The following is a 25,226-nucleotide window of genomic DNA, read 5'->3' as shown; positions in this document are numbered from 1 at the left end:
GGGAAATGATCCATGAACATCGTGATGCCCATCAAAGGGGTTCCCGGCCGGGACGAGGCCGAGGCAGCATTGGATACCCTGCGCGCTTTCGCAGCTCAGGCCAGCGAAAGCGACATTGCCACACTTGATCCGGCAATCGCCAAGATGCTGGCCAGCGGTGACGGCTATCCCTTGCTGACACGCGATTATCCCGAAGATTTCGATGCGGATGCGGCCTACAAGAACACACTGCCTGACCTGCAGAACGGACCGTCCAGCCTGATCCGCGGCGCCAAGCAGCAGATCCAGCACGTGGGCATCTCCAACTTCCGCCTGCCGGTGCGCTTTCACACCCGTGACAACGGCGATCTGACGCTCGAAGCGTCCGTGACAGGCACCGTAAGCCTCGAAGCGGACAAGAAGGGCATCAACATGTCGCGCATCATGCGCAGCTTTTACAAGCATGCCGATGCGACGTTCAGCTTCGAGGTGATCGACGCCGCGCTGGACGACTACATCACCGATCTCGAAAGCTTTGACGCCCGCATCCAGATGCGCTTCTCCTTCCCGATGAAGACCACCAGCCTGCGGTCGGGTCTGGAAGGGTACCAGTATTACGACGTCGCGCTGGAACTGGTGGAACAGAACGGTGTGCGCCAGAAAATCGTGCATCTTGACTATGTCTATTCCTCGACCTGCCCCTGCTCGCTCGAGCTGTCGGAACACGCGCGCGCCACGCGCGGGCAACTGGCCACGCCGCATTCGCAACGCTCCGTGGCGCGGGTATCGGTGCTGATCGAAGAGGGCGCCGATTGTCTGTGGTTCGAGGATCTGATCGACGCTTGCCGCCGTGCGGTCCCGACCGAAACCCAGGTCATGGTCAAACGCGAGGACGAACAGGCCTTTGCCGAGCTGAACGCGGCGAACCCGATCTTTGTCGAAGACGCAGCGCGCCTGTTCTGTGAACAGCTTCTCGCGGACACACGCATCTCCGATTTCCGCGTGATCGCGAGCCATCAGGAAAGCCTGCACAGCCATGACGCCGTTTCCGTGCTGACCGAGGGCCCGACCTTCGCGCAGACGAGCTTTGATCCCAAACTGTTCAACACGCTTTTCCACGTGGGCTGACGCACCCATCCTTCGTGACACTACAAGGGCCGGACCGCAGATCGCGGGTCCGGCCCTTTTGCGTCCGCGTGTTAGGGGATGCACCCCCAAGCTGCGCGAAGCGGGCAGCGGCTATGCGCATTTGGCGGTACTGACCGGCCCACAGGCGGCCTATCTAGGCGTCACGGGGATGATCCCGAACTGACCAATAGGTGCTCAAAATGGCATACCAATCGACAACAACCGACCAATTCAACGCTGCCATGCCCGCCCGCGCCCAAACCACGGCGCCCGCTCCCTTCCTGACAGCCACCGCAGTCCTCAGCCAGATCGGCGCTGTCCTGCGCGCGATCAACGTGGCCTTGATGCACGCGTCAACCTCCTCTGCACGTGTGCGCCAGATCGAGGCGCTGCAAAGCAAATCGGACGCAGAGCTTGCCGATATCGGCATCAAACGCGACGAAATCGTGCACCACGTTTTCCGCGATCTTTACTACGTCTGATACGTTGGCCCCCCGGTAAAGCCGGGCGGCCCCCTGACAAAGCCCGCGACGCGCGCCGATACCGGCCCGCCGCGGGTTTTTTCTTTTTCGCGCGGCTCACCCTTGCGTCGCTTGACACCTGATCGGCGAAGCGCCAACCCTGCCATGATGTTGGACGTGCGCCCGGTAGGATATGTGATTGGCCTTTTGGTGGCCGTGCTGGGGCTGGCGATGCTGGTGCCTTTGCTGGTCGACGTAGCCGAAGGGCGCGGGCACTGGCCCGTGTTTTTCGAAAGCGCCGCGATCACGATCCTCAGCGGCACGGTCATTGCGCTGGCCTGCGCCAGTGGCGTGCGCGAAGGCCTGACGATCCAGCAAACCTTTCTGCTGACGACATTTGTGTGGATGATCCTGCCGCTGTTCGGAGCCATCCCCTTCATGATCGGCGCCACCCAGTCCACCACCGTCGACGCTGTCTTCGAGGCCATGTCGGGCCTGACGACCACCGGTGCCACCGTCCTGTCGGGGCTCGATGACCTGCCGAAGGGACTGCTGATCTGGCGCGGCATCCTGCAATGGCTTGGCGGGATCGGCATCATCGTCGTGGCGATGGTGTTCCTGCCCGAACTGCGCGTCGGCGGCATGCAGATCTTCAAATCCGAAGCCTTTGACACCTTCGGCAAAATCCTGCCCCGCGCGGGGCAGATCGCGACCCAGATTTCGGGCATCTACCTGTGGCTGACGCTGATTTGCGCGCTGACCTATCTGTGGTTCGGCATGAACGTCTTCGATGCCACGACCCACGCGCTGACGACGATCTCGACGGGCGGATTTTCGAATTATGATGCCTCCTTCGGGACATTCTCGGGTTCGATGGAGTATGTGGCGACGGTTTTCATGATCCTCGCAGCACTTCCCTTCGTGCGCTACGTGCAGCTGATCAACGGCAACCCATACGCGCTGCACCGCGACCCGCAGGTCCGCGGCTTTGTGGCCACCATCGCGATCCTCGTGCTCATGCTGCTGATCGTGCTCGAAGAAGGCATCAGCCTCGAGATCGAAGGCACGCTGCGCGAGGCGCTCTTCAACGTCACCTCGATCATTTCCGGCACGGGCTATGCCTCGGTCGATTACATGCAGTGGGGCGGCTTTGCCGTGGCCTTGTTCTTCTTCATCGGCCTTATCGGCGGGTGTGCGGGCTCCACGGCCTGCTCGATCAAGATTTTCCGCTACCAGCTTCTGTTCGCCTCCATCCGGGCACAGCTGATGCGCATCCGGTCGCCCCACGGCATCTTTACCCCCCGCTACGATGGCCGCCCGGTCAGCGAAGACGTGCTGACCTCGGTCATGTCGTTCTTCATGTTCTTCGTGGTGACACTGGGTCTGGTGGCGGCGGCGCTGTCGCTGACGGGGCTGGACTTTATCACCTCCGTCTCCGGGGCGGGCGCCGCTTTGGCAAACATCGGTCCGGGTCTGGGCGACATCATCGGGCCTGCGGGCAATTTTGCGCCGCTCAACGATACGGCGAAATGGATACTCACCATCGCGATGCTGCTGGGGCGGCTCGAGCTGATGGTCGTCTACGTCATCCTGACGGTCAATTTCTGGAGGGCCTGATGGCTGAACCGACAAAACGCCCCCTCGGCGCACAGATTTCCCACATGCTCAAGGACCGCGGCGTTGACGTGATCTTCGGCATACCTGGTGTGCACAATCAGGAAATGTACCGTGGCATCGAAGAAGCGGGGATCACCCATGTTCTGGCACGCCACGAACAGGGCGCGGGCTTCATGGCGGACGGCTATGCACGCGCCAGCGGCAAACCGGGCGTGGCTTACGTGATCACGGGGCCGGGGCTGTGCAACATCCTCACCCCCATCGGGCAGGCCTACTCGGATTCGGTGCCCATGCTGGTGATCGCCAGCTGCCTTGATGAAACGGCGGCCCGCAAGGGCCAGTTGCACCAGATGAAAGATCAGCAAGGGGCCGCCGCAACCGTGGCGGACTGGTCCGAAACCGCGCAGGGGGCAGGGGCCGCGTATGGCCTGATCGACCGCGCCTTCGAGGAATTCGCAGAAGTGGTGCGTGGCCGTCCCAAGGTCGTGCATGTGCCGATCCGCCATCTCGAAGCACCCGCAGACCCCGCGCCGGCAAGGCCCGCACAAATGGTGGACCGCACGCCGCCAGCACCCGGCATCGACCAGATCACCGCCCATTTGCGCACGGCCCGCCGCCCCTTGTTTATCGTGGGCGGGGGCGTGCCAGCCGCAGCGCCGCTGATGGATGTGCTGCGCCAGACAGGGGCCGCGGCCTTTTGCACCTACGCGGGGCGTGGTTTGATCGCGCACGACTATCCGCTCTCGTTCGGCTCCACCCTCAGCCGTGCAAGCAGCGCGGATGACATCGCGCAGGCCGATCTGGTGATCGCGGTCGGTACCGAACTGGCGCAGGTCGATCTGTGGCGCGCCGATCTGGGGCACACCGCGCCGCTGATCCGCATCGACCGTGATCCCACCGTGCTTGCCGACGCGCAAAACGCGGACGTGCGGGTGACGGGCTGCGCGGGGGCGGTCTTGTCCGCCCTGCAGCAGGCCACCGCGGACTGGACCGGTGACAGCGACTGGCAGGCCGACGACATCAGCGCCGCACGCGCCCGCTGGCGGGCCGAAATCATGGCCGAACGCCCCGGCATCGTGCCGGTCTGCGACGCGCTGCGCGCGGCCTTGCCGGACGACACGATGATTTATTCCGACATGACCCAATTTGCCTATACCGCCAAGGAGGTCTGGGACATGCCGCAGCCGCACCACTGGCACCATCCATCCGGCTTTGGCACCCTCGGCTATGCGACCCCTGCGGCCATTGGCGGCGCGGTGGCACGCAAGGGCAAACCGACACTCGCGATCATCGGTGATTACGGGTTCCACTACACCATGCCGGAACTGGGCGTCGCGGTCGAACTCGGCCTGCCGCTCCCCATCATCCTGTGGGACAATGGCAAGCTCAAGGAGATCGAGGACAGCATGGTGCGCGCCCAGATCGCCCCGAATGCCGTCGTCGCCCGCAATCCCGATTTTTGCAAACTGGCCGAAGCCTTTGGCGCAAGGTCTGTCGCACCTTCGTCACTTGCCGACATGCAAACGGCCGTGAAAGCCGCCTTTGACGCGGACGGCCCGACGCTGATCTACGTCACACCCGATATCGCCTGAAGGCTCGGGCGCGCCTCAGTCCCAGCAGCTGACCAGCACGGTCATGCCGGTGGCGCGCTGCGCAATCTGGAAGGGTGTCAGCCCCGCGGGGGTGATCTGGGAAGCGGGCAAAGTCAATCCGGCTTCCGCACTGGCCGCAACGACGGAGGCTGCGTCGCGGGCAAAGCTGACGTCCTCGGGCAGCACACCCTCACCACCATCACGTGGCATCATCATCCCGATGACCTGCCCGGACTGGTCCAGAACCGGTCCTCCCGCATCCCCGTCACGCGCCTTCAGGCTCAGCCGCTTGAGCGTATCTTCCCCGTCCAGCCCGCGCACATCGGCCAGCGTGCCGAAGGTCATCGACGGCGCACTCAGCACGCCCTCGAAACTGTAACCGGCGGCCGCGACCTCGCTCTGCAGCCGCGGCTCCTGCGCGGTCAGCTGTGCAACCGCCAGCGGCGCCAGAGCCGCGCTGGGCTTGAGCAACGCAATGCCACTGGCCGCATCCTGTGCAATGACCATGGCTTCGGTATCGGTATCAAGCGTGATGCGGCTACAGCTTTGCACCGCCTGCGCCGTCGTCGCCACATCGCCCCGCGCGGTGATGAAGAACCCCGACCGCGACAACTTGGGCTTGCGGATCTGAAGCCCCGCGACAAGATCGATGGACTGGGTGCCCGCCACACCGGCGGACGGGCTCAACACACCGTCGATCCGGGTGAAACTGCTGCGCATTTCGCCCAGCACACGGCGGCGGCGCTCTTCGTCACCGGTGGGCCAGATCAGGGTGAATCCCTTGATTTCGCCGTTTTGCAGCGTCACCTCGGTATAGCTGATCTGCCGCGCGTCCTCTCCGACCAGCGTGAAACTGTCGCGCTTGCGTTCGCGCGGACCCTCAAGCGGCACAATTTCCAGCGTCTGCATGATCTCGTACAGACCGGCAAGTGTCGCGCGGTCGCCCGGCTGGCTGATCAGCAGAACCTGCGCGGGCACATCACCGGTGCTGTTGTACTGCGCGAACGGCGGCTCGTATCGGTCGAATGCGACCACGCCCAGCGGCACCAGCATTTCGATGCCGGCCTGGGTGTCGGTCACGATCTGCAAATCCATACCGTCAAGAACCGCGTTGTACTGCTGCAAAAGCACCGCGCGTTGCTGCGTGGTCAGAATGCCGGTGACCTCGAAACCGTTGGCCTCTTGCCACGCGGCCATCGAATTGCGGGTGCCCCGGCCGAACGATCCATCTATGCCGGCGGTGTAGAACCCCGCCCATTTCAGCGCAATCTGTAGGGCTTTGCGCCCGTCACCGTCCAACAGCCGTTCCGACTGGCGGGCCTGCTGCGGCGTCTCGTCCGCGGGCGCGGGGGCCGCGGGGGTCTCGGTGTCCTGCGCCAAGGGCTCCACCGGTGTGTCCGTCACGGGCGCTTCGGGGGCGGTCGCGGGCAGGGTGCTCTCGGGCGCGGCCACGGCACCATTGCCCAGCACATTGGCGCCTACGGGCCAGAACTGCTGGCGCAGACGGCTCGACAACTGGATAAAGCTGTCGCGCGGGATGATCCGGTCGCGGCGGTAACTGCGCAGCACCAGCTCCGCATCGGCGCGCCGGTAGGGGCCCACGACAATCGCGTACCAACCACCGCCGACCGCAAACCCGTTCACATCATCGAGCTGCGCGGCATAGGCGCGGGCACGGTCGGTGGCGCGGGTCAGCGACGGTTGCGCTTCGACCTGCACCCAGACCACATCATCGGGGTTGCCCTGCTGCGCCAGCGCAGTGCTGCTCCACGTCAGAAGAAGAAGGCACAGGGCGGCCGGAACAGCCAATAGAGAACGGATCATCGTCAGGAACACTCACTGGGTTTGCAATTGCGGCACATAAACAGGATTTAGCAACGATTGCCACAAGGTAAAGCACATGTCCGATGACATTTGCGAGGCCGTGTGGCCCCCGCACGGCGGCGGCTTGCGCGGCGGCGCGTCTCGCCATAAAAGGGCGGTCAAACGGCAAGGAAAAAGACGATGGCGCAAACCCCCCGGTCCTTTCAGGAAATCATACTGCGCTTGCAGGACTACTGGGCGCGTCAGGGCTGTGCGGTGCTGCAACCCTACGACATGGAAGTGGGCGCGGGCACGTTCCACCCGGCCACCACCTTGCGGTCGCTCGGCTCGCAACCGTGGGCCGCGGCCTATGTGCAGCCCTCGCGCCGTCCCACCGACGGGCGCTACGGCGAAAATCCGAACCGGTTGCAGCATTATTACCAGTATCAGGTGCTGATCAAACCCAGCCCGCCCGATCTCCAGAACCTCTATCTGGGATCGCTCGAGGCGATCGGCATCAAGATGGACCTGCACGACATCCGCTTTGTCGAGGACGATTGGGAAAGCCCGACGCTTGGCGCGTGGGGGCTGGGCTGGGAAGTCTGGTGCGACGGCATGGAAGTCAGCCAATTTACCTATTTCCAGCAGGTCGGCGGGCACGACTGCCACCCCGTGTCGGGGGAGCTGACCTACGGTCTGGAACGTCTGGCGATGTATATTCTGGGCGTGGATCACGTCATGGACATGCCTTTCAACGATCCCGACGCGCCCATCGCGCTCAGCTACGGCGACGTGTTCAAACAGACCGAAGAAGAATACGCGCGCTGGAACTTCGACGTGGCCAACACCGACGTGCTGCTGCGCCACTTCGAAGAGGCCGAGGCCGAATGCCGCGCCATCATCGAGGCACCGCACGACGACCCCAAGACGGGCAAACGGATCGTGATGGCCCATCCCGCCTACGACCAGGCGATCAAGGCCAGCCACATCTTCAATCTGCTCGACGCGCGCGGCGTGATCTCGGTGACCGAACGGCAGGCCTATATCGGGCGGGTGCGGGCGTTGACCAAAATGTGCGCCGATGCCTTCGTGCAGACCCGTGCCGGCGGCTGGCAACCCGGGGACGCGGCGTGAGCTACGTCAACGCCACCCCGGTCCTGCGCGTGTCCGATTACCAGCGGGCCAAGGCGTTCTACATGGACGAGCTGCGTTTTGACACCGTGGTGAACGAGGCGGGCGATCCGGTCACCGGCTTCGGCATCTTCCGGGCGGGTGCGGCGCAGATTTTCCTGCACAGCTGGGATGGCCCGGGCGAGGCATGGGACAACTGGCGCGCCTATTTCTATGTGCCGGACATGGACGCAATGATCGCACATCTCGACACCCGCAAGCAGCCCTACAAGGGCCCGGATGTCACCTCTTACGGCATGCGCGAAATCGAGGTCACCGACCCCGACGACAATGTGCTGTGTTTCGGACAGGACGCGGGATGAGCGGCAAAATCGTAGGAATTATCATTTTGGTGTCGGCATTGATCGCGGGCGCAGCCCTGTATTATCTGCAAATCTACGGTTTCTACGAAGAGGTCGCGGCCCCCGACGATGGCGTGGCGCTGGTGTCGCTCTCTTCGGGGCAGCCCGAACCCATCCCGACCGAAGCGTTCCGCGCCATTGATGCAGACAGCTCGCCGATCCGCTACCGCGCCTGTTTCGAAACCCCCTTCAGCCTCGCGTTGCTGACCGAAACCTACCAGATGGTCGACACCGACGTCAGCCCGCGCAACGCGCCGGGGTGGTTCGACTGTTTTGACGCCGAAGCGATCGGGGCAGACATCACCGCAGGCACGGCCCTCGTGTTTCTGAGCGAAAAGAACATCGCTTTCGGGGTCGACCGGATCGTTGCCATCACCGACGACGGGCGCGGCTATATCTGGCACGAGCTCAACGATTGCGGCGAAAAGGCCTACGACGGCACGATCGTCGGCGAGGAATGCCCCCGCAGGCCGTGATCATCGCGGTGGTCTGACGCATTCTTTGGGCGCGCACGGAACCAAACGGGCCGCCGCGCCCTTTCTTCCTCAACGGGAGATGCGCAATGGCTGACAAATCACACGAAGGACTGAAATGGGTCATGCGGGCCGGATACGGCGCGCGCGGCGCGATTTACGTGGCGGTCGGCTTTCTTGCCATCCTTGCCGCGGTCAAATCGGTCGGCACATCCGGCACGAAGGACGCGCTGGTGGCCCTGCGCTCCGAACCCTTCGGCACCCCGCTGTTGTGGCTGATCGCGCTGGGGCTTTTTTGTTATCTTGGTTGGCGCGTGATCGCGGGCATTGCGGATGTCGATGACAAGGGCACGGATGCCAAGGGTCTCTTTTCGCGCGCGGGTCTCATCGTGACGGGCCTGCTTCATGGCGCCATCGGGGTATCGGTGATCGGTCTGGCGCAGGGCCAGTCAAGCGGCGGCGACAGCACGTCGGACTGGACCCAAAAGGTCATGGCGATGCCACAGGGGCGCATTCTCGTGGGGATCGGCGCCTGCATCCTGCTCGGTGCGGGCATCTATTACGCGTACAAGGGTCTCAGCGGCAAATACAAGGACCACCTGGCGGCCTCGTCGCTGACAACGAAACTCTCGCCGGTGCTGACGGGCGGTCTGGTCGTCTACGGCGGATTGCTGGCGCTGGTGGCCCTTTCGATTGCGGCGGCGGCCTTCTTTGGGGATCCCGAACGCGCCGGCGGTCTGGGTCAGGCGCTCCAGCAACTGCGCAGCGTGGCCTACGGGCGGATTCTGCTCGGTGTCGCGGGCATCGGGGTGCTGGCCTTCGCGCTCTACAACTTTGTCGAAGCCGCATACCGCGTGGTGCCCCGCATCAACGGACCCGACGTGGAGACGCTGGCCAACAAACTGTCCTGAACGCAGGTGACGGCCCCCGCCTGTCGCGCGGGGGTGGACGCGGGCGCGCCGCACCGCTATTGCGATGGCGACCTATCTGACTTCAGAAAGACGCGCCCGTGCCAGACCTGCTGATTGAACTTTTCTCCGAAGAAATCCCCGCCCGCATGCAGTCGCGCGCGGCCGATGATCTCAAAAAGCTGGTGACCAACGGCATGGTCGAGGCGGGCCTCACCTATGCCTCCGCAGCGGCATTCGCGACACCGCGCCGCCTGTGCCTGACGGTGGAAGGCGTGCTTGACGCCAGCCCGCGCACGGTCGAAGAACGCAAAGGCCCCAAGGCCGACGCCCCCGAAAAGGCGATCGAAGGATTCCTGCGCGGCGCAGGCCTCAGCCGCGACGACCTCGAGGAACGCGACACCCCCAAGGGCAAGATCCTGTTCGCCAAGATCACCCGCGACGGACGGCCCGCCGCAGACATCATCGCCGAAGTGCTCGACCACACGATCCGCAATTTCCCGTGGCCCAAATCCATGCGCTGGGGCAGCGGCAGCCTGCGCTGGGTACGCCCGTTGCAGTCCATCCTGTGCATCCTGACCCGCGAAGACGGCGCAGACGTCGTGCCGCTGGACGTGGATGGGATCACCGCTGGCAACCTGACCTACGGCCACCGCTTTCTTGCGCCCGACGCGATCACGGTCACCGGCTTTGACGACTACACGACCAAGCTCAAGCGCGCGCATGTGGTGCTCGACAGCGCGGAACGGCGCGATACGATCTGGAACGACGCCACCAACACCGCCTTCGCCAACGGGCTCGAGGTTGTCGAGGACGCGGGCCTTCTGGCCGAAGTGGCCGGTCTGGTGGAATGGCCCGTCGTGTTGATGGGGCGCATCGGTGATGCCTTTCTCGATCTGCCTGCCGAAGTGCTGCAAACCTCCATGAAAGAACACCAGAAGTTCTTTTCCGTGCGCAACCCCAAGACGGGCCGGATCGAGCGGTTCATCACCGTGGCGAACCGCACAACCGCCGACAACGGTGCCACGATCCTCGCAGGCAACGAAAAGGTGCTCAGCGCTCGGCTGGCCGACGCCAAATTCTTCTGGGACAACGACCTGCGCACCGCCACGTCCGACGCTGGCATGGACGCCTGGGTCGACAATCTCAAGAACGTGACCTTCCACAACAAGCTGGGCACACAGGCCGAATTGATCGAGCGTATGGCGACCTTGGCGTGCGAACTGGCCCCGATGGTCGGCGCCGACCCGCAGGAGGCGCGGCAAGCGGCCAAGCTGGCCAAGGCCGACCTGTCGTCAGAAATGGTCTATGAATTTCCCGAATTGCAGGGCCTCATGGGCCGCTACTACGCCGCCGCCGCAGGCCACAGTGACGCCATCGCCGCCGCCGCGGAAGAACACTATGCGCCGCTGGGGCCGTCGGACGCGGTGCCAACGGCACCCGTGTCCATCGCCGTCGCCTTGGCCGAAAAGATCGACAAGCTCACCGGCTTCTGGGCGATCGACGAAAAGCCCACCGGCTCCAAGGATCCCTTCGCCCTGCGCCGCGCCGCGCTCGGGGTGATCCGCATTCTGGTGGAAAACGATCTGCACGTGGCGCTCGATCATCTCAATTCCGTCCAGCTCGTGCGCAACAAGGCGCAGGCCAAGCCCGATCTGCACGAGGCCGATGTGAACGACCTGCTCGGCGAAATTGCCAAGCATGGCGTGTTCGGTGCCGCCTTCGATGCGTTCCTGCACCGCAAGGATCACAAACTCCCCTCCGAAAGCTTTGGTGAGTTGCGCGAAGCCGTGCCTGCCAAAACGGATAACCTGCTGTCCTTCCTGCACGACCGCCTCAAGGTCTATCTCAAGGATCAGGGCATCCGCCACGACGTGATCGATGCCTGCATCGCGATGGACGGATCGGATGATCTCAACCTGCTGGTCAAACGGGCGCGGGCGCTTTCCGATGCGCTGAAAACCGACGATGGCGGTAACCTCATTCAGGCCTTCAAACGCGCCAACAACATCCTGTCGCAGGCCGAAGCCGCCGATGGCGTCGAATACTCCTACGGTGCGGACGTGAAATTCGCCGAAACCCCCGAGGAAAAGGCGCTTTTTGCCGCGCTCGATGCGGCGGAGGCCAGGATTACGCCCGCCATGCAGGCACAGGATTTCACCACCGCCGTCTCCGCGATGGCGGGGCTGCGCGGCCCGCTTGATGCGTTTTTCGACGCGGTGCAGATCAACACCGACAACGCGACCGTGCGCCGCAACCGGCTCAATCTGCTCAGCCGCATCCGCACCATTTGTACCGGTGTGGCCGACCTCACGCGCATCGAAGGATAGCGCCGCGCGCGACGTGACGGGACGCCCGGCGCCCGTCACGCGGCGCTTGCCATGTGCGCCAAACCTCCTATGGTGCATCCGATGTGAAAGGATGCTGCGGTGCAGAATAACCCCGATACCACGCTGATTACGCAAACCGCCCCCGTCGCCACGGCGACCCACGGGGGGCGTGCGAAATGCTTGCAGCGTCTGGTGCGGCTCGATTTGCCTGTCCCGCGTACCGTCGCTCTTTCGTTCGAGACGGTGCACCGCATCGCGCAGGACAAACTGCCCGACGTCGGTTCGGTCGTGGACCAGTTCGACCGCGATGCCCTGCTCTGTGTGCGGCCCAGCAGCCAGGATCCCGATTGGGGCGGGCCGGGGGCGGTTCTGAACATCGGCATGAACGATGCCCGTTTCGAGCGCTTCTGCGACAGCATGGGCGAAACCGCCGCCGCGCAGATCTACACCCGCTTTATCCAGTCCTACGCGATCAACGTCATGCGGCTCGACCCCGATATGTTCGACGATGTGACCGGCGAAGGCCGCAGCGCGCTCGAAGAAACCCTGCGCGCCTACGAGGACGAAACCGAAGAGCGTTTTCCGCAACTGCGCCGGATCCAGCTCGCCGCCGTGCTGCGTTCGATGGCGCGCGCGTGGGAAGGCACCTCCGCACGGCTGCTGCGTCAGGCCAAGGGCGCGCCCGCCGACGCGGGTCTGGGGCTGGTGGTGCAGGAAATGATCTTCGGCGTCGGCGCGGGGCGCTGCGGATCCGGCGTGCTGCAACTGGTCGACAGCGACACCGGCGCGCCACAGGTCACGGGGCGGTATCTGGCACAAAGCCAGGGCCGCGACGCGCTGGAAGGCGACGAAGATGCGCTCTATCTGGTGTGTGATCCACGCGGGCCCTCGCTCGAAGACGCGCTGCCCGATGCGTTTGAAACGCTCAAGGCCCACGCCAGCCTGATGCGCGTGCGTCTGCGCGAAGAAATGCAGGTTGAATTTGCCATCGACAACGGCACGCTGCACATCCTCGACGGGGTGCGCGTGGCACGCTCGTCGCGCGCGGCGGTCCGCATTGCCGTCACGCTCGCCGAAGACGGGATCATCCCGCGGGAAGAGGCGCTGATGCGGGTTCCGTCGCGGTTGCTCACCGAATTGCTGCACCGCCAGATCGATCCTTCCGCGCCGCGTGACGTGATCGGCCACGGCATCGCCGCCAGCCCCGGTGCGGCCACGGGCAAGCTGGTGTTTGACGGCGCCGAAGCACAGGCCGCCCATTCGCGCAACGAACCGTGCATCCTCGTGCGGCGCGAAACCTCCTCCGAAGACGTCCGCGGCATGCACGCGGCCCACGCGGTGCTGACCGAACGCGGCGGCATCACCAGCCACGCCGCGGTGATCGGGCGCGGCATCGGGTTGCCCTGCGTGGTGGGGGCCTCCAACATGCAGTTCGACCTCGTCGCCAAGACGATCACCGCCGGCGACGGGCGCGTGTTTCACGCCGGCGACGAAATCACCGTGGACGGCAGCACCGGGCAGGTGCTCGCCGGGGCGGCCGAAATGCAGGAAGCCGCGCTGGACGACTATTTCCGCAAGCTGATGGACTGGGCAGACGCGGCCGCCGATATCGGGATCCGCGCCAACGCCGATACCCCCGCCGATGCCCAGACGGCCCGCAATTTCAACGCCCACGGCATCGGCCTGTGCCGGACGGAACACATGTTCTTTGACCCCGGTCGCCTGACCGTCATGCGCGAAATGATCTTTGCCGATACCTCGGACGGGCGCCGCGCCGTGCTGGAGCGGTTGCTGCCAATGCAGCGCGACGATTTCGTGCAACTGTTCCGCATCATGCAGGGCCAGCCGGTGACCATCCGGCTGTTCGATCCGCCGCTGCACGAATTCCTGCCCGCCGACAAGAACGGCCAGCGCGAATTGGCCGAAGCCCTTGGTCTGCCGCGCTCCGATGTGACCCGCCGGATCGAGGCGATGGGCGAATACAACCCGATGCTGGGGCTGCGCGGTGTGCGTCTGGGCGTCACCGTGCCCGAAATCTACGAAATGCAGGCCCGCGCCATCTTCGAGGCCACGGTCGAGGCCAGCCGCGATGGCGATCCGGTGGTGCCGGAAATCATGATCCCGCTGGTCTCTGCCAAGCGCGAGGTCGAACTGGTCAAGGTGGCCATCGACGCGGTCGCCGCCGCGGTGCGCACGGCCCATGAAACCGATTTCACCTACCGTCTTGGGGTCATGGTTGAAACACCGCGGGCCGCCCTGCGCGCCGGCGAAATCGCCCCCCATTGCGCCTTTCTCAGCTTTGGCACCAACGATCTGACCCAGATGACATACGGCCTGTCCCGCGACGACGCGGGCCGCTTCATGTCCGACTACGTCCAGCAGGGCGTGTTCAGCGAAGACCCGTTTCACACCCTCGATTACGAAGGTGTGGGAGAGCTGGTAAAGCTGGGCGCGGAACGGGGCAGGGCGGCCCAGCCGGGGGTCACCTTGTCGGTCTGTGGCGAACACGGCGGCAATCCCGAATCGATTGCCTTCTGCCGACAGGTGGGATTCGACTATGTTTCATGCTCGCCTTTCCGCGTACCGGTGGCACGGCTGGCCGCAGCACAACTTGCGATTTCAGACCGAATTGGCGAGTAACCATCTGTTATTTAAGTAAACTTATCGGATTTGAGCGGACCCTTGCCCAAAATCTGCGTCAACGCTTGTCGGCACGTAAAGTTCCGTCTAAGCGGCGGGGCATATTTACATAACTTGGGGGAAGGACAATGGGGTCCGGATTTAACGGTTTCAAAAAGGGTGCGCTGGCACTCGCACTGATCGCGGCGCTGCCAGCCGCAACACTCGCAAACACCAAAGCCGCCGACGATCTGGCGCGCATCGAGGCCAAGGGTCTCGAAACGGTATCGCCGGACCGGCTCAAGGAGCTGGGCACGACAGTGACAAAAGCGTCGGCCAAACAGGGCGACGTGAAGTTTTCGCGCGCGTGGATCGACAGCCAGCCCAAGGCATCCGGCTCGGCGCAGTTCAAATGCCTCGCCGAAGCGCTTTATTTCGAAGCACGCGGTGAAACGGTCAAAGGCCAGTTTGCCGTGGCCGAAGTCATCAAGAACCGGGTGAACTCCTCGCGGTTCCCCAACAGCTTCTGTTCGGTGATCAATCAGGGCACGGGCAAGAAATACCAGTGCCAGTTCACCTATACCTGTGACGGCAATCCCGAACACATCCGCGAGCCGCGCGCCTACGAGCGGGTGGCCAAGGTGGCGCGGGCCGTGATCGACGGGCGCGCGCCCGACATCACCGATGGCGCGACCTTCTATCACACGACCGCGGTACGCCCCAGCTGGGCGCGCAAGTTCACACGGACCGCCCGCATCGGTGTGCACCTGTTCTACCGCCGCGGCGTACGTACCGCGTCGAACTGACGCAAAGCGGCTCTGGCAGGGCGCATGTCGCCCTGCTATCAGGCGGGCAGCGTCTATAACGGACGCATTCTTGCCCCAAGCCCAAGCGAGCGCCGACATGCCATCCGAAACCCGACTTGCCTTTGCCCACCCATCCGAGCGGGCAGAGGCCACCGCTACAGATGCCGCCCCGCTGGACCGCATTTCCCTGCGCGACCACACGGTCGAGGTCGAAATCGGTGCCTTTCAGGCCGAGCGTGGCGTAACCCAGCGCATCTGCTTCAACGTGGTGGTCGAGGTGCAGCCGCTCACCGGACCGATCGACGACGATGTCGACCGCATCCTCAGCTACGACCGCGTGACCGAAGCGATTGCCGCCGAGCTCGCGGTCGAGCGTCTGGCCCTTCTCGAAACCCTTGCCGAACGTGTCGCCGAACGCATCCTGCTCGAACCGCAGGCCATGCGGGTCTTCGTGCGCATCGAAAAGCTCGACCGCGGTCCGGGCGCATTGGGCGTCGAAATCGTGCGGGCCCGCGAACAGGGCGACGTGACCCCCGATGCCGATCTGCCGACCGAAACACCGCAGCCCGAGCTGGTGTATCTGGGCAATGACGCCATCGGCTCGCCGCATCTGGGCGGCTGGCTGGATCAACTGCTGGCGCTGGGCCGCCCGCTGATCCTGTGCGTGGGCGCCTCCGACACGCCGGCGCCGCAAGTGGCGCACAAGATGGCACAGCGCCGAATTGATCTGCTGGCCATCGAACAAAACGCCTGGGTGCTGGCGGCCCGCGATCCGCGCTGCGTTGTCGTCGATACCCGGACCGAACTCGACTGGGCCATGAAAAACGGCCAGACCTGCGTCTGGGCACCGTCCAAAATCGTGCTCGACAGCGTCGATACGCCATCGGCCCAACCGCGTGACAGCGTGGCGCTCGCCGCTTGGTTCGCGGCCACTTTCGATGCGCAGGAAATGCTTGTGATTGGCGCAGAGCGCCCCGAGAGCGCATCGGTCCCGCTGCGGGTCGTGTTGGCGTCGGACGCCACACTGTGACCTATATGCGGCCGCTGGTGCAGGGGGGGCGCAGCCGCCCGTCCGACGCGCTTGTGCTGGCGGGGGGCTGGGGCTGGTTTACCCATGTCGAGGTTCTGTCGCGCACCGCGCCGCCGCAGGTGATCGCCGCCCGGGACGCGAGCGCCGAACTGACCGGGCCGCGCGCGCCACTGGCGGGGCTGACGCTCGACCGGCCGCGCATCATGGGCATCGTCAACACCACCCCCGACAGCTTTTCCGACGGGGGCAAACATGCCGCTCTCGACGATGCGGTGGCGGGGGGGCTGGCCATGGCGGCCGCGGGGGCCGATGTGCTGGACATCGGGGGCGAATCCACCCGGCCCGGCGCCCACACCGTCGACAGCGCCGAAGAAATCGCGCGCACCGCACCGGTGATCGCGGGGCTGCGGGCGGCTAGCTTCGATGGGGTCATTTCAATCGACACCCGCAAATCCAGCGTGGCATCGGCGGCCCTGTCGGCGGGGGCCACGCTGATCAACGATGTGTCGGGCTTTACCTACGACCCCGATCTTGCGGGGGTTGCGGCGCAGGCGGGCGTGCCGGTCTGCGTCATGCATGCGCAGGGCGATCCGGCCACGATGCAGCGCGATCCGACCTACAAAAACGTCGTGCTGGATGTGTACGACCACCTTGCCCGTCGGCTCGACGCGCTCGAAGCGGTCGGCATTCCCCGCGACCGGATCATGGCGGACCCCGGTATCGGGTTTGGCAAAACACAGGCGCATAATCTGGCATTGCTGGAACGGCTGGGCGTGTTGCACGGGCTGGGGGTGGCGCTGCTGCTCGGGGCGTCGCGCAAACGGTTCATCGGCACCATCGGCGGGGCGGATGCCGCTTCCGACCGCGCGCCGGGCTCCATCGCCGTGGCGCTGGCGGGGATCGCTCAGGGGGTGCAGATGGTGCGCGTGCACGATGTGGCCGAAACCCGTCAGGCGCTGGCCCTGTGGCAGGCCAGCGTCAGCGGTCAGGCCTGAGCGCCGAACAACCGCTTGAGCGCGCCGTACTGGCTCAGCCCCACACCGCACAGGATCAACCCCATCGCCAGCAACAGCGATTGGGGCAACGGCTCGCCCAGAACAAGCGCGCCCAGCACCACCGACCAGACCGGCACCTGATAATTCACAAGGGACATGAACACCGGACCCGCGCTGCGCACGACCAGCACCCGCAACAGGTTGGCCGCCGCCGTGGGGATCAGCCCCAGAAACGCCAGCACGCCGAGGATCTTCGCGGATGGCACCTGCGGGATCCCCTCGACCGTCAGCGCCAGCGGTACGGTGATCAACGCACCGATGATCAGCAATACCGTGGCCAACCCGATCGGGTTCACATTTGGCAGACGTCGCATCAACACCGATCCCACGGCATAGCAGCTCGCCGCCATCAGGCACGCAATGCGCCCCGGCGTTTCCCACGCGCTGCCTGTCGCCTCGAAGGCCTGCGCCCCGATCAGGATCACCACCCCCACGAACCCGACCCCGAATCCGATGCCGCGGCGCAGGTTCATCCGCTCGCCGGGCACAAAGAAATGCGCCAGCGGCAGCACGATCAACGCGACGGCTGCCATCGACACGCCCGCAAAGCCCGATGTCACATGCTGCTGACCCCACGCCAGCAGGCTGAAAGGCACCGCCGAACTGATCGCGCCGATCACCGTGATGACACCCCATGTCCCGCGTTCCACCGGCGCCTCGAACAGCGCAAACCCCATCGCGCCCCAGACCGCGCTCATCAGAACGGCGGCAAAGCCGATGCGCGATGCGGCCAGCCAGAAAGGCGTCATTCCGGTCAGCGCGATTTCGGTCACCATGAAGGTGCCCCCCCACGTCAGACCAAGTATTGCCACCATCAGCCAGCTGGCCGGTGTGATCTGCGGTTGGGTATTCATGCAATGTCCTGACTGATGGGTAGCGCCTAGAGATACCGCTTGGCCGATAGGGTCAATGGGGTGCGACACTTGCGACGGGAACGTTCTGTGTGCGTCGCGGGTTCCTTTGACAAGAGAGATGCTTTTGAGGAGAAGACCAATGGACTGGACGATACTCACCGCAGCACTTGCCTTTGTCACCCTTCTGGGGGCCGTGGGCTTTGCGATCTACAACAAACGCAGCGTCGAAAACCGGATGGACGACCCGTCGGCCGCCAAATCGACACTGGCCAAGGACAAGGACGCACACGGCAAACCCGCCGACGTCTGACACCGCCACCCATCACGCAAAAAGGGCGCCGCAACGGGCGCCCTTTTTCGTGACCTGATCCGCGCTGGGATCAGTTCTTTTCCTTGTCGACCATCTTGCCCGCGGAAATCCAGGGCATCATGCCACGCAGCTTTTCACCGACCTGTTCGATCTGGTGTTCGTCGTTGATGCGGCGCGTGCCCTTGAAGAAGGGCTGGCCCACGGCGTTTTCCTGCATGAAGTCGCGCACGAATTTGCCGGTCTGGATGTCGGTCAGGATGCCTTTCATGGCGGCCTTCGTCTCGTCATAAGGCAGCACGCGGGGGCCGGAGACGTATTCGCCGTACTCGGCCGTGTTGGAGATCGAGTAGTTCATGTTGGCGATGCCGCCTTCATAGATCAGGTCCACGATCAGCTTGGTTTCGTGCAGGCATTCGAAATACGCCATCTCGGGGGCATAGCCCGCCTCGACCAGCGTTTCGAACCCCATGCGGATCAGCTCGACGATGCCGCCGCACAGAACCGCCTGTTCGCCGAACAGGTCGGTTTCGCACTCTTCGCGGAAGTTCGTCTCGATGATGCCGGAGCGCCCGCCACCGATCGCCGAACAATAGGACAGACCGATTTCCAGCGCTTTGCCCGATGCGTTCTCGTGAACCGCCACAAGGCAGGGCACGCCGCCACCCTTGGTGTACTCGCCGCGCACCGTGTGGCCGGGGCCCTTGGGCGCCATCATGATGACGTCGATGCCTTCTTTCGGCTCGATCAGCCCGAAGTGCACGTTCAGACCGTGGGCAAAGGCAATCGCGGCGCCTTCACGGATGTTGTCGTGGACGTATTTCTTGTAGGTTTCGGCCTGCAGCTCGTCGGGCATGGTGAACATGATGACATCCGCCCAGGCCGCCGCTTCGGCAATTTCCATCACCTTGAGACCTTCGCCTTCGGCCTTCGCCTTGGACGGGCTGCCGTCACGCAGGGCAACGACAAGGTTCTTGGCACCGCTGTCGCGCAGGTTCAGCGCATGGGCGTGGCCCTGGCTGCCATAGCCGAGGATCGCGACCTTCGCGTCCTTGATGAGGTTAACGTCACAATCACGGTCATAATACACGCGCATGTCTGGATCTCCTGTTGGAATGTGTTCTGGCGGGACACTACCGCATGGATCGCAGGATTAAACGGGCGCAGCCACGCTCTTTACCCCAAATTGAAAGAGAGTTATTCGTCATTTTATCAAATAACGGATTTTTCATGCTTGAAGACGATGACCGACGCCTGCTGCGCTACTGGCAGGCCGATCCCAGCCTCAGCCACGCCGACCTCGCGGAACGCGCGGGGATCAGCGTCGGACGCACCACGCGGCGCATCGCGCGGCTGCAGGAAATGGGCGTTTTGCGCGGTGTACAGGCGGTCATCGACTGGGCCGCATTGGGCTACAGCGTCGAAGTCTCCCTGCGCATCACGCTCGACAAGACCCAAGGCAACGCATTCGACGCCTTCATGGCCGAGGCCCGCAAAGTCCCCGAAGTCATCGAACTGCAAACCTTTCTGGGCCGCGTCGATGTGCGCCTGTCGATCATCGCCCGCGATATGGCGCATTACCAGCAGATCTACCGCAGTCGTATCCTGACCCTGCCGCACATCGCCGACATCGAGGCGCTGATGCAGGTGGCGCGGGTCAAATCCAGCGAAGGGCTGCCGTTGTGAGCGCGCTCGACGATCTCGACCGCCGCCTGTTGCAGGCGCTCGTGCGCGATGCCAGCCAAAGCGCGGGCGCGCTGGGCCGCAGGCTGGGGCTCAGCCAACCGGCCACGTGGCGGCGCATCAAACGGCTCGAAGCGGCAGGCGTCATCAAGGGGCGGCAACTGCGGCTCGACGCGGAAAAGCTGGGCTTCGGCGTCACCGTCTTTCTGGGGGTCAAACTGGCGCTCAAGGGGCGCGTCAGCCTTGAGGATTTCGAACGCGCCGTCACGGCCATTCCCGAAGTTCAGACCGTCGAACACGTGCTGGGGCTCTACGACTACCGGCTGCGCGTCGTGGCCCGCGACCTGCCTGATTTCGAACGGGTGCTGCGCCGCCGGATCATGACACTGCCCGGCGCGGGAGAGGTCGAAGCCAACGTGCTGCTGAGCGAGGAACGGCTGCCGGGACCCTTGCGCGGTTGATCGGCACATTCGTTTCCGATCCGCGCGCGCCATCGGCCCCCGGCGGCCACGGTATACCAAGATAGGCTTTGCAACCGCGGCCCGTGCTTTCTATGCAAGAAGCCTGACACAGATGGAGACTGACCAATGGCATTGCTTGATACCGTGGATCCCGATGGGCTCGAAGAATTCTCGGTGGTGTTCACCGACCGCTCGCTGAACTCGATGTCGCAAAGTTTCCAGTCGGTGATGCGCGACATTCACGCCATGCTGTGCGAGGTCTACAACGCCGATGCGGTGGCGCTCGTGCCCGGTGGCGGCACCTACGGCATGGAGGCGGTCGCCCGCCAGTTCGCCCGCGACCGCGATGTGGTGGTGGTGCGAAACGGCTGGTTCTCCTACCGGTGGAGCCAGATCATCGAAACCGGCGGGCTGACGGGCAACACCACCGTGATGAAGGCCCGCGCACAGGGCAACGACAGCCCCGCGCCCTATGCCCCGTGCCCCATCGAGGACGTGGTCGACGCCATCGCCCACGCGAAACCCGCCGTGGTCTTTGCCCCGCACGTGGAAACCTCCGCGGGGGTGATCCTGCCCGACGCCTACATCCGCCAGATGGCGCAGGCCGCCCATGACGCGGGCGCGCTGATGGTGCTGGATTGCATCGCCTCGGGCTGTGCGTGGGTCGACATGAAGGCGCTGGGCGTCGACGTGCTGATCTCCGCGCCGCAAAAGGGCTGGAGCGCCTCGCCCTCCGCCGGGCTGGTGATGATGTCGCAACGCGCCGTCGACCGGCTCGCAGAGACCACCTCCGACAGTTTTGCGATCGATCTGGGCAAATGGCACAGCATCATGCGCGCCTATCTCGATGGCGGCCACGCCTACCATGCGACGATGCCGACGGACGCGCTGCGCGATTTCCGCGACACGATGGTCGAAACCAAAAACTACGGCTTCGACCGGCTCAAGGAAGCGCAATGGCGTCTGGGTGACGGGGTGCGCGAGATGATGAAGGCGCACGGCGTGCGCGCGGTCGCCGCCGACGGCTACGGCGCGCCGGGGGTGGTGGTCTGCTACACCGACCGCGCGGAGATCAAATCGGGCAAGGCGTTCATGGAAAAGGGCATGCAGATCGCCGCGGGCGTCCCGCTGCAGGTGGGCGAACCCGATGATTTCAGTACCTTCCGGCTGGGCCTATTCGGTCTGGATAAACTCTATGACGTGGATGCGACGCTGGCGCGGCTGAAGGCTGTCGTGGACGAGGTGCTCTAGCGTGCGACCGGCCGGAGTGGCACGATGATCGCCTATGTCACGGTGGGGGCCGACGATTTGGCCCGCGCCAAACGGTTCTACTGTGCCTTTCTGCCGGCGCTGGGCTACGGTCTGACGGAAGGGGCCGAGGGGCTCAGCTTTGCCTTGCCGGTGCCGACGGGGCCGGCGCCGACGCTGCCCGATTTCTACGTCAAGCCGACGTTCGACGGGCGGCCGGCCTCAGCGGGCAACGGCGCGATGGTCGCGTTCGAGGCCCGCACCCAGCGTCAGGTGCGCACCCTGCACGCCGCTGCCATCGCCGCAGGCGGGAGCGACGAAGGGCAGCCGGGCTTTCGCCCCGACTACGGCCCCCGCTTTTACGTGGGCTATCTGCGCGACCCCCAAGGCAACAAGATCGCGCTGTTTTCCAGCAATCCCGACGATCCCGACCGCGACGGCAATCCGGGCAACCGGCCCTAGCGGGTCAGCGCATCCAGAATACGCGCCCACGACCGCGTGCCCATGTGAAAGCTTTCCATGTCGTATTTTTCATTCGGGGAATGGATCTGGTCGTCGTCCTTCCCGAAACCGATCAGCATCGGCGGGGTGTCGAGGATCTGTGCGAAGTGTCCCGCGATGGGGATCGACCCGCCGCACCCGATATAGGCCGCGGGGATTTGCCACTCATCGCTCAATGCCCCCAGTGCAGCAGCAAACGCCGGATCATCGATCGACATGGCCGAGGCCCGGCTGGCCCCGTGGTCTGTCCACTCTGCCGAGCAATCGGGCGGCAGCATGTCCTCCACCATCTTGCGAAACGCCGCCCGGATCGCCAGCGGATCCTGATCGCCGACCAGCCGGAACGAAATCTTGGCGGAGGCCTCTGCGGGCAGAACGGTCTTGAACCCGTCGCCCTGATACCCGCCCCCGATGCCGTTCACATCGCAGGTGGGCCGCGACCAGATCATCTCGAGCGGGGTGCGGTCCTGCTCTCCTGCAGGATGGCTCAGCCCCACATCGCCCAAAAACCCCGCGTGGTCAAAGGCCAGCCCCTGCCATTGCTGGCGCAACGCGTCGGGCAATTCGGGCACGCCGTCGTAAAATCCCGGCACCGTGATGCGCCCCTCGTCGTCGTGCAAAGACGCGATGACGCGGGCCAGCACGCGGATCGGGTTGATCGACACACCGCCAAACATGCCCGAATGCAGATCTTTCGTCGCGGCCTTGATCGTCAGCTCTTCGCCCAGCAACCCGCGCAGCATGGTTGTGATCGCGGGGGTGCGGCTCTGGAACATGCCGGTGTCGCAGATCATCGCGAAATCGGCGCGCAACGCGTCTGCGTTCTCCTGCATGAACGGCACCAGCGAGGGCGAACCGGATTCCTCCTCGCCCTCGAAAAAGATCGTGATCCGGCACGGCCACCCCCCCTCGACCTCCTTCCACGCACGCAACGCCTCGACAAAGGTCATCAACTGGCCCTTGTCGTCGGCGGCACCGCGGCCACGAATGACCTGACCCGCCTCGGTCTCCTCCACGGCGGGGTCGAACGGGTCGCGGTCCCACAGGTTGAGCGGATCAACCGGCTGCACATCGTAGTGGCCGTAAAACAGCAGATGCGGCTTGCCGTCCTCGGGGCCCGCGTGACCCACCACCATCGGATGGCCCGGCGTGGGGCATTTCTGCGCCGTGATGCCGAGGCTCTCGAGATCGGCCACCAACCAGTCCGCAGCCGCCTCGCACTCCTGCTTGAACGCGGGATCGGTAGAGATCGACTTGATGCGCAGCAGATCCAGCAGGCGTTCGGTCGCGGCGGGCAGATCGGCGTCAATACGGGCAAGAACATCGTCAAGCGACATGGGGGGCTCCTTTATGCGGTTCGGGGCGACCCTAACAGGCGCGCGGGGCGTGTCCAGCGTCCCGCGCCGGGTCCAAAATTTCCCATTGGAAACAAGACATGCGACACTCTGCGCGGCTTTCTGAGTTGAAGCTGCCGCCGCCAGTCTATATTCGTTCTAAACAATTCAGGTGGGGTGCAGCCCGGACGCTGCACACCCGGTTCGGACGGAGACGCGCATGGACTATTCGGCAAAGCTCGATCAGGCGATTGACCGCTTGCACGACGAAGGGCGCTACCGCACGTTTATCGACATCGAGCGGCGCAACGGCAACTTCCCCCATGCCGTCTGGACACAGGAAAACGGCGCCGAGCGTGACATCACGGTGTGGTGTGGCAACGACTACCTCGGCATGGGGCAGCATCCGGTCGTTCTGGCCGCAATGCACGAAGCCATCGATGCCACCGGAGCCGGCTCGGGCGGCACGCGCAACATCTCGGGCACGACCGTCTATCACAAGCGATTGGAGGCCGAACTGGCCGATCTGCACGGCAAGGAAGCGGCGTTGCTGTTCACCTCCGCCTACATTGCCAATGACGCCACGCTCAGCACGCTGCCGAAACTCTTTCCCGGCCTGATCATCTATTCGGACGAGCTCAACCACGCCTCCATGATCGAGGGCGTGCGCCGCAACGGCGGCTCCAAACGCATCTTCCGCCACAATGACGTCGACCACCTGCGCGAGCTTCTGGCAGCCGACGACGCAGACGCGCCCAAGCTGATCGCCTTCGAATCGATTTATTCGATGGACGGCGATTTCGGCCCGATCGAGGCGATCTGCGATCTGGCCGACGAATTCGGCGCGCTGACCTATATCGACGAAGTGCACGCCGTGGGCATGTACGGGCCGCGCGGGGCAGGGGTGGCCGAACGCGACCGCCTGATGCACCGGCTCGACATCATCAACGGCACGCTGGCAAAAGCCTACGGCGTGATGGGCGGCTATATCGCGGCCTCCGACAAGATGTGCGATGCCATTCGCTCCTACGCGCCGGGCTTCATCTTCACCACCTCGCTGCCGCCCGCCGTGGCCGCAGGGGCGGCCGCATCCGTGGCATTCCTGAAAAAAGCGCCCGAACTGCGCGAAAAGCACCAGCAACAGGCCGCGGCACTCAAGCTGCGCCTCAAGGGGCTGGGCCTGCCGATCATCGATCACGGCAGCCACATCGTTCCGGTCATCGTCGGCAATCCCGTCCACACCAAGCTGCTGTCGGACATGCTGTTGGAAGAACACGGCATTTACGTCCAGCCCATCAACTTCCCCACCGTGCCACGCGGCACGGAGCGGCTGCGCTTTACACCGTCGCCCGTGCACGGACCGGATGAAATGGACAAGCTCGTACACGCTATGGATGGGCTATGGGCGCATTGTGCGCTAAATCGCGCCGAAATGGTCGGCTGAATACCGTAAATTCGCCAAACTGTTTGCGTTATGCTATTGGTAGCGGAACAAAGGCTCAGGA

The 25,226-nt window shown here is 64.3% G+C and carries 23 protein-coding genes; 19 read left to right on the top strand and 4 right to left on the bottom strand.

Translation table 11 applies throughout. The features are described 5' to 3' along the window. Positions 1–12 precede the first annotated feature (12 nt). From folE2 to K3756_RS11945, 4 genes are all read left to right on the top strand, one after another. Positions 13–1,107 (top strand): GTP cyclohydrolase FolE2, encoded by a 1,095-nt coding sequence (gene folE2 / locus K3756_RS11960; protein WP_259987646.1) that lies wholly within the window; start codon positions 13–15, stop codon positions 1,105–1,107. Between the two features lie 200 nt (positions 1,108–1,307). Continuing rightward, entirely contained in the window at positions 1,308–1,589 is a 282-nt protein-coding gene (locus K3756_RS11955) for a DUF1127 domain-containing protein (protein WP_259987644.1), read from the top strand. Positions 1,590–1,736: 147 nt separating this feature from the next. Next, on the top strand, positions 1,737–3,185 hold the full coding sequence (locus K3756_RS11950; RefSeq protein WP_259993546.1) for a TrkH family potassium uptake protein: 1,449 nt from the start codon (positions 1,737–1,739) through the stop codon (positions 3,183–3,185). After that, positions 3,185–4,777 (top strand): thiamine pyrophosphate-binding protein, encoded by a 1,593-nt coding sequence (locus tag K3756_RS11945; protein ID WP_259987642.1) that lies wholly within the window; start codon positions 3,185–3,187, stop codon positions 4,775–4,777. The genes K3756_RS11950 and K3756_RS11945 overlap by 1 nt, the downstream gene beginning before the upstream one ends. A 15-nt stretch (positions 4,778–4,792) precedes the next feature. Here K3756_RS11945 and K3756_RS11940 read toward each other — a convergent pair whose 3' ends face one another. Next, positions 4,793–6,601 (bottom strand): serine protease, encoded by a 1,809-nt coding sequence (locus K3756_RS11940; protein WP_259987639.1) that lies wholly within the window; start codon positions 6,599–6,601, stop codon positions 4,793–4,795. A 180-nt stretch (positions 6,602–6,781) separates the two neighbouring features. Between K3756_RS11940 and K3756_RS11935 the strand changes: the two genes are divergently transcribed. The 9 genes from K3756_RS11935 to folP all read left to right on the top strand — a co-directional run bounded on the left by K3756_RS11935 (position 6,782) and on the right by folP (position 17,273). After that, complete coding sequence (locus tag K3756_RS11935; RefSeq protein WP_259987637.1) at positions 6,782–7,714, top strand: glycine--tRNA ligase subunit alpha; 933 nt, start codon at positions 6,782–6,784, stop codon at positions 7,712–7,714. Further along, positions 7,711–8,073 (top strand): glyoxalase superfamily protein, encoded by a 363-nt coding sequence (locus K3756_RS11930; protein WP_259987634.1) that lies wholly within the window; start codon positions 7,711–7,713, stop codon positions 8,071–8,073. Before K3756_RS11935 ends, K3756_RS11930 begins: the two co-directional genes overlap by 4 nt. Next, on the top strand, positions 8,070–8,588 hold the full coding sequence (locus K3756_RS11925; RefSeq protein WP_259987632.1) for a DUF6446 family protein: 519 nt from the start codon (positions 8,070–8,072) through the stop codon (positions 8,586–8,588). Before K3756_RS11930 ends, K3756_RS11925 begins: the two co-directional genes overlap by 4 nt. A gap of 86 nt (positions 8,589–8,674) precedes the next feature. Continuing rightward, the gene (locus K3756_RS11920; RefSeq protein WP_259987630.1) at positions 8,675–9,496 is read left to right on the top strand and encodes a DUF1206 domain-containing protein; all 822 of its coding nucleotides are present in this window, start codon (positions 8,675–8,677) and stop codon (positions 9,494–9,496) included. Positions 9,497–9,594: 98 nt separating this feature from the next. Next, complete coding sequence (gene glyS / locus K3756_RS11915) at positions 9,595–11,823, top strand: glycine--tRNA ligase subunit beta (RefSeq protein ID WP_259987627.1); 2,229 nt, start codon at positions 9,595–9,597, stop codon at positions 11,821–11,823. A 99-nt stretch (positions 11,824–11,922) separates the two neighbouring features. Next, positions 11,923–14,463: a pyruvate, phosphate dikinase gene (locus K3756_RS11910; protein WP_259987625.1), complete on the top strand. Its 2,541-nt coding sequence runs from the start codon at positions 11,923–11,925 to the stop codon at positions 14,461–14,463. A gap of 128 nt (positions 14,464–14,591) precedes the next feature. Next, positions 14,592–15,248: a cell wall hydrolase gene (locus K3756_RS11905; RefSeq protein ID WP_259987623.1), complete on the top strand. Its 657-nt coding sequence runs from the start codon at positions 14,592–14,594 to the stop codon at positions 15,246–15,248. 97 nt (positions 15,249–15,345) lie between these two features. Next, positions 15,346–16,278, top strand: coding sequence for a dihydroneopterin aldolase (locus tag K3756_RS11900; protein ID WP_259993545.1), 933 nt, complete (start codon positions 15,346–15,348; stop codon positions 16,276–16,278). Between the two features lie 5 nt (positions 16,279–16,283). After that, a complete protein-coding gene (folP, locus tag K3756_RS11895; protein ID WP_259993542.1) occupies positions 16,284–17,273 on the top strand; it encodes a dihydropteroate synthase in 990 nt (329 codons plus the stop codon). On the opposite strand, the gene K3756_RS11890 is transcribed toward folP, so the two are convergent. Continuing rightward, positions 17,264–18,187: a DMT family transporter gene (locus K3756_RS11890; protein ID WP_259987621.1), complete on the bottom strand. Its 924-nt coding sequence runs from the start codon at positions 18,185–18,187 to the stop codon at positions 17,264–17,266. The genes folP and K3756_RS11890 overlap by 10 nt on opposite strands. 139 nt (positions 18,188–18,326) lie before the next feature. Between K3756_RS11890 and K3756_RS11885 the strand changes: the two genes are divergently transcribed. Then, entirely contained in the window at positions 18,327–18,497 is a 171-nt protein-coding gene (locus tag K3756_RS11885) for a hypothetical protein (RefSeq protein WP_259987619.1), read from the top strand. Positions 18,498–18,567: 70 nt separating this feature from the next. Here K3756_RS11885 and ilvC read toward each other — a convergent pair whose 3' ends face one another. Beyond that, positions 18,568–19,590, bottom strand: coding sequence for a ketol-acid reductoisomerase (gene ilvC / locus K3756_RS11880; protein ID WP_259987618.1), 1,023 nt, complete (start codon positions 19,588–19,590; stop codon positions 18,568–18,570). A 134-nt stretch (positions 19,591–19,724) separates the two neighbouring features. Here ilvC and K3756_RS11875 point away from each other — a divergent pair, with 134 nt between their 5' ends. The 4 genes from K3756_RS11875 (at position 19,725) to K3756_RS11860 (ending at position 22,348) form a co-directional block, all read left to right on the top strand. After that, positions 19,725–20,180, top strand: a complete 456-nt coding sequence (locus K3756_RS11875; protein WP_259987616.1) for an Lrp/AsnC family transcriptional regulator — start codon at positions 19,725–19,727, stop codon at positions 20,178–20,180. Then, positions 20,177–20,638 (top strand): Lrp/AsnC family transcriptional regulator, encoded by a 462-nt coding sequence (locus K3756_RS11870; RefSeq protein ID WP_259987615.1) that lies wholly within the window; start codon positions 20,177–20,179, stop codon positions 20,636–20,638. Before K3756_RS11875 ends, K3756_RS11870 begins: the two co-directional genes overlap by 4 nt. Before the next feature lie 126 nt (positions 20,639–20,764). Beyond that, positions 20,765–21,889 (top strand): aminotransferase class V-fold PLP-dependent enzyme, encoded by a 1,125-nt coding sequence (locus K3756_RS11865; protein WP_259987614.1) that lies wholly within the window; start codon positions 20,765–20,767, stop codon positions 21,887–21,889. A 24-nt stretch (positions 21,890–21,913) separates the two neighbouring features. After that, positions 21,914–22,348: a VOC family protein gene (locus tag K3756_RS11860; protein WP_259987613.1), complete on the top strand. Its 435-nt coding sequence runs from the start codon at positions 21,914–21,916 to the stop codon at positions 22,346–22,348. Here K3756_RS11860 and K3756_RS11855 read toward each other — a convergent pair. Continuing rightward, complete coding sequence (locus tag K3756_RS11855; protein WP_259987612.1) at positions 22,345–23,724, bottom strand: M20/M25/M40 family metallo-hydrolase; 1,380 nt, start codon at positions 23,722–23,724, stop codon at positions 22,345–22,347. The two genes, K3756_RS11860 and K3756_RS11855, sit on opposite strands and share 4 nt — an antisense overlap. Before the next feature lie 217 nt (positions 23,725–23,941). Between K3756_RS11855 and hemA the strand changes: the two genes are divergently transcribed. Further along, positions 23,942–25,165 (top strand): 5-aminolevulinate synthase, encoded by a 1,224-nt coding sequence (gene hemA, locus K3756_RS11850; protein ID WP_259987610.1) that lies wholly within the window; start codon positions 23,942–23,944, stop codon positions 25,163–25,165. Positions 25,166–25,226: the final 61 nt, after the last annotated feature.

Origin of the sequence: Sulfitobacter sp. S190 (assembly GCF_025141935.1) — a bacterium.
GTDB lineage: Bacteria > Pseudomonadota > Alphaproteobacteria > Rhodobacterales > Rhodobacteraceae > Sulfitobacter.
This window is presented reverse-complemented; position numbering and strand designations above follow the sequence as displayed.

Coding starts and splice junctions, on each gene's coding strand:
- K3756_RS11950 (WP_259993546.1), top strand. CDS start 1,737: ATGTTGGACGTGCGCCCGGTAGGATATGTGATTGGCCTTTTGGTGGCC.
- K3756_RS11925 (WP_259987632.1), top strand. CDS start 8,070: ATGAGCGGCAAAATCGTAGGAATTATCATTTTGGTGTCGGCATTGATC.
- K3756_RS11860 (WP_259987613.1), top strand. CDS start 21,914: ATGATCGCCTATGTCACGGTGGGGGCCGACGATTTGGCCCGCGCCAAA.
- K3756_RS11955 (WP_259987644.1), top strand. CDS start 1,308: ATGGCATACCAATCGACAACAACCGACCAATTCAACGCTGCCATGCCC.
- K3756_RS11940 (WP_259987639.1), bottom strand. CDS start 6,601: ATGATCCGTTCTCTATTGGCTGTTCCGGCCGCCCTGTGCCTTCTTCTT.
- K3756_RS11945 (WP_259987642.1), top strand. CDS start 3,185: ATGGCTGAACCGACAAAACGCCCCCTCGGCGCACAGATTTCCCACATG.
- folP (WP_259993542.1), top strand. CDS start 16,284: ATGCGGCCGCTGGTGCAGGGGGGGCGCAGCCGCCCGTCCGACGCGCTT.
- folE2 (WP_259987646.1), top strand. CDS start 13: ATGAACATCGTGATGCCCATCAAAGGGGTTCCCGGCCGGGACGAGGCC.
- hemA (WP_259987610.1), top strand. CDS start 23,942: ATGGACTATTCGGCAAAGCTCGATCAGGCGATTGACCGCTTGCACGAC.
- K3756_RS11885 (WP_259987619.1), top strand. CDS start 18,327: ATGGACTGGACGATACTCACCGCAGCACTTGCCTTTGTCACCCTTCTG.
- K3756_RS11865 (WP_259987614.1), top strand. CDS start 20,765: ATGGCATTGCTTGATACCGTGGATCCCGATGGGCTCGAAGAATTCTCG.
- K3756_RS11875 (WP_259987616.1), top strand. CDS start 19,725: ATGCTTGAAGACGATGACCGACGCCTGCTGCGCTACTGGCAGGCCGAT.
- K3756_RS11905 (WP_259987623.1), top strand. CDS start 14,592: ATGGGGTCCGGATTTAACGGTTTCAAAAAGGGTGCGCTGGCACTCGCA.
- K3756_RS11900 (WP_259993545.1), top strand. CDS start 15,346: ATGCCATCCGAAACCCGACTTGCCTTTGCCCACCCATCCGAGCGGGCA.
- K3756_RS11890 (WP_259987621.1), bottom strand. CDS start 18,187: ATGAATACCCAACCGCAGATCACACCGGCCAGCTGGCTGATGGTGGCA.
- ilvC (WP_259987618.1), bottom strand. CDS start 19,590: ATGCGCGTGTATTATGACCGTGATTGTGACGTTAACCTCATCAAGGAC.
- K3756_RS11935 (WP_259987637.1), top strand. CDS start 6,782: ATGGCGCAAACCCCCCGGTCCTTTCAGGAAATCATACTGCGCTTGCAG.
- K3756_RS11920 (WP_259987630.1), top strand. CDS start 8,675: ATGGCTGACAAATCACACGAAGGACTGAAATGGGTCATGCGGGCCGGA.
- K3756_RS11855 (WP_259987612.1), bottom strand. CDS start 23,724: ATGTCGCTTGACGATGTTCTTGCCCGTATTGACGCCGATCTGCCCGCC.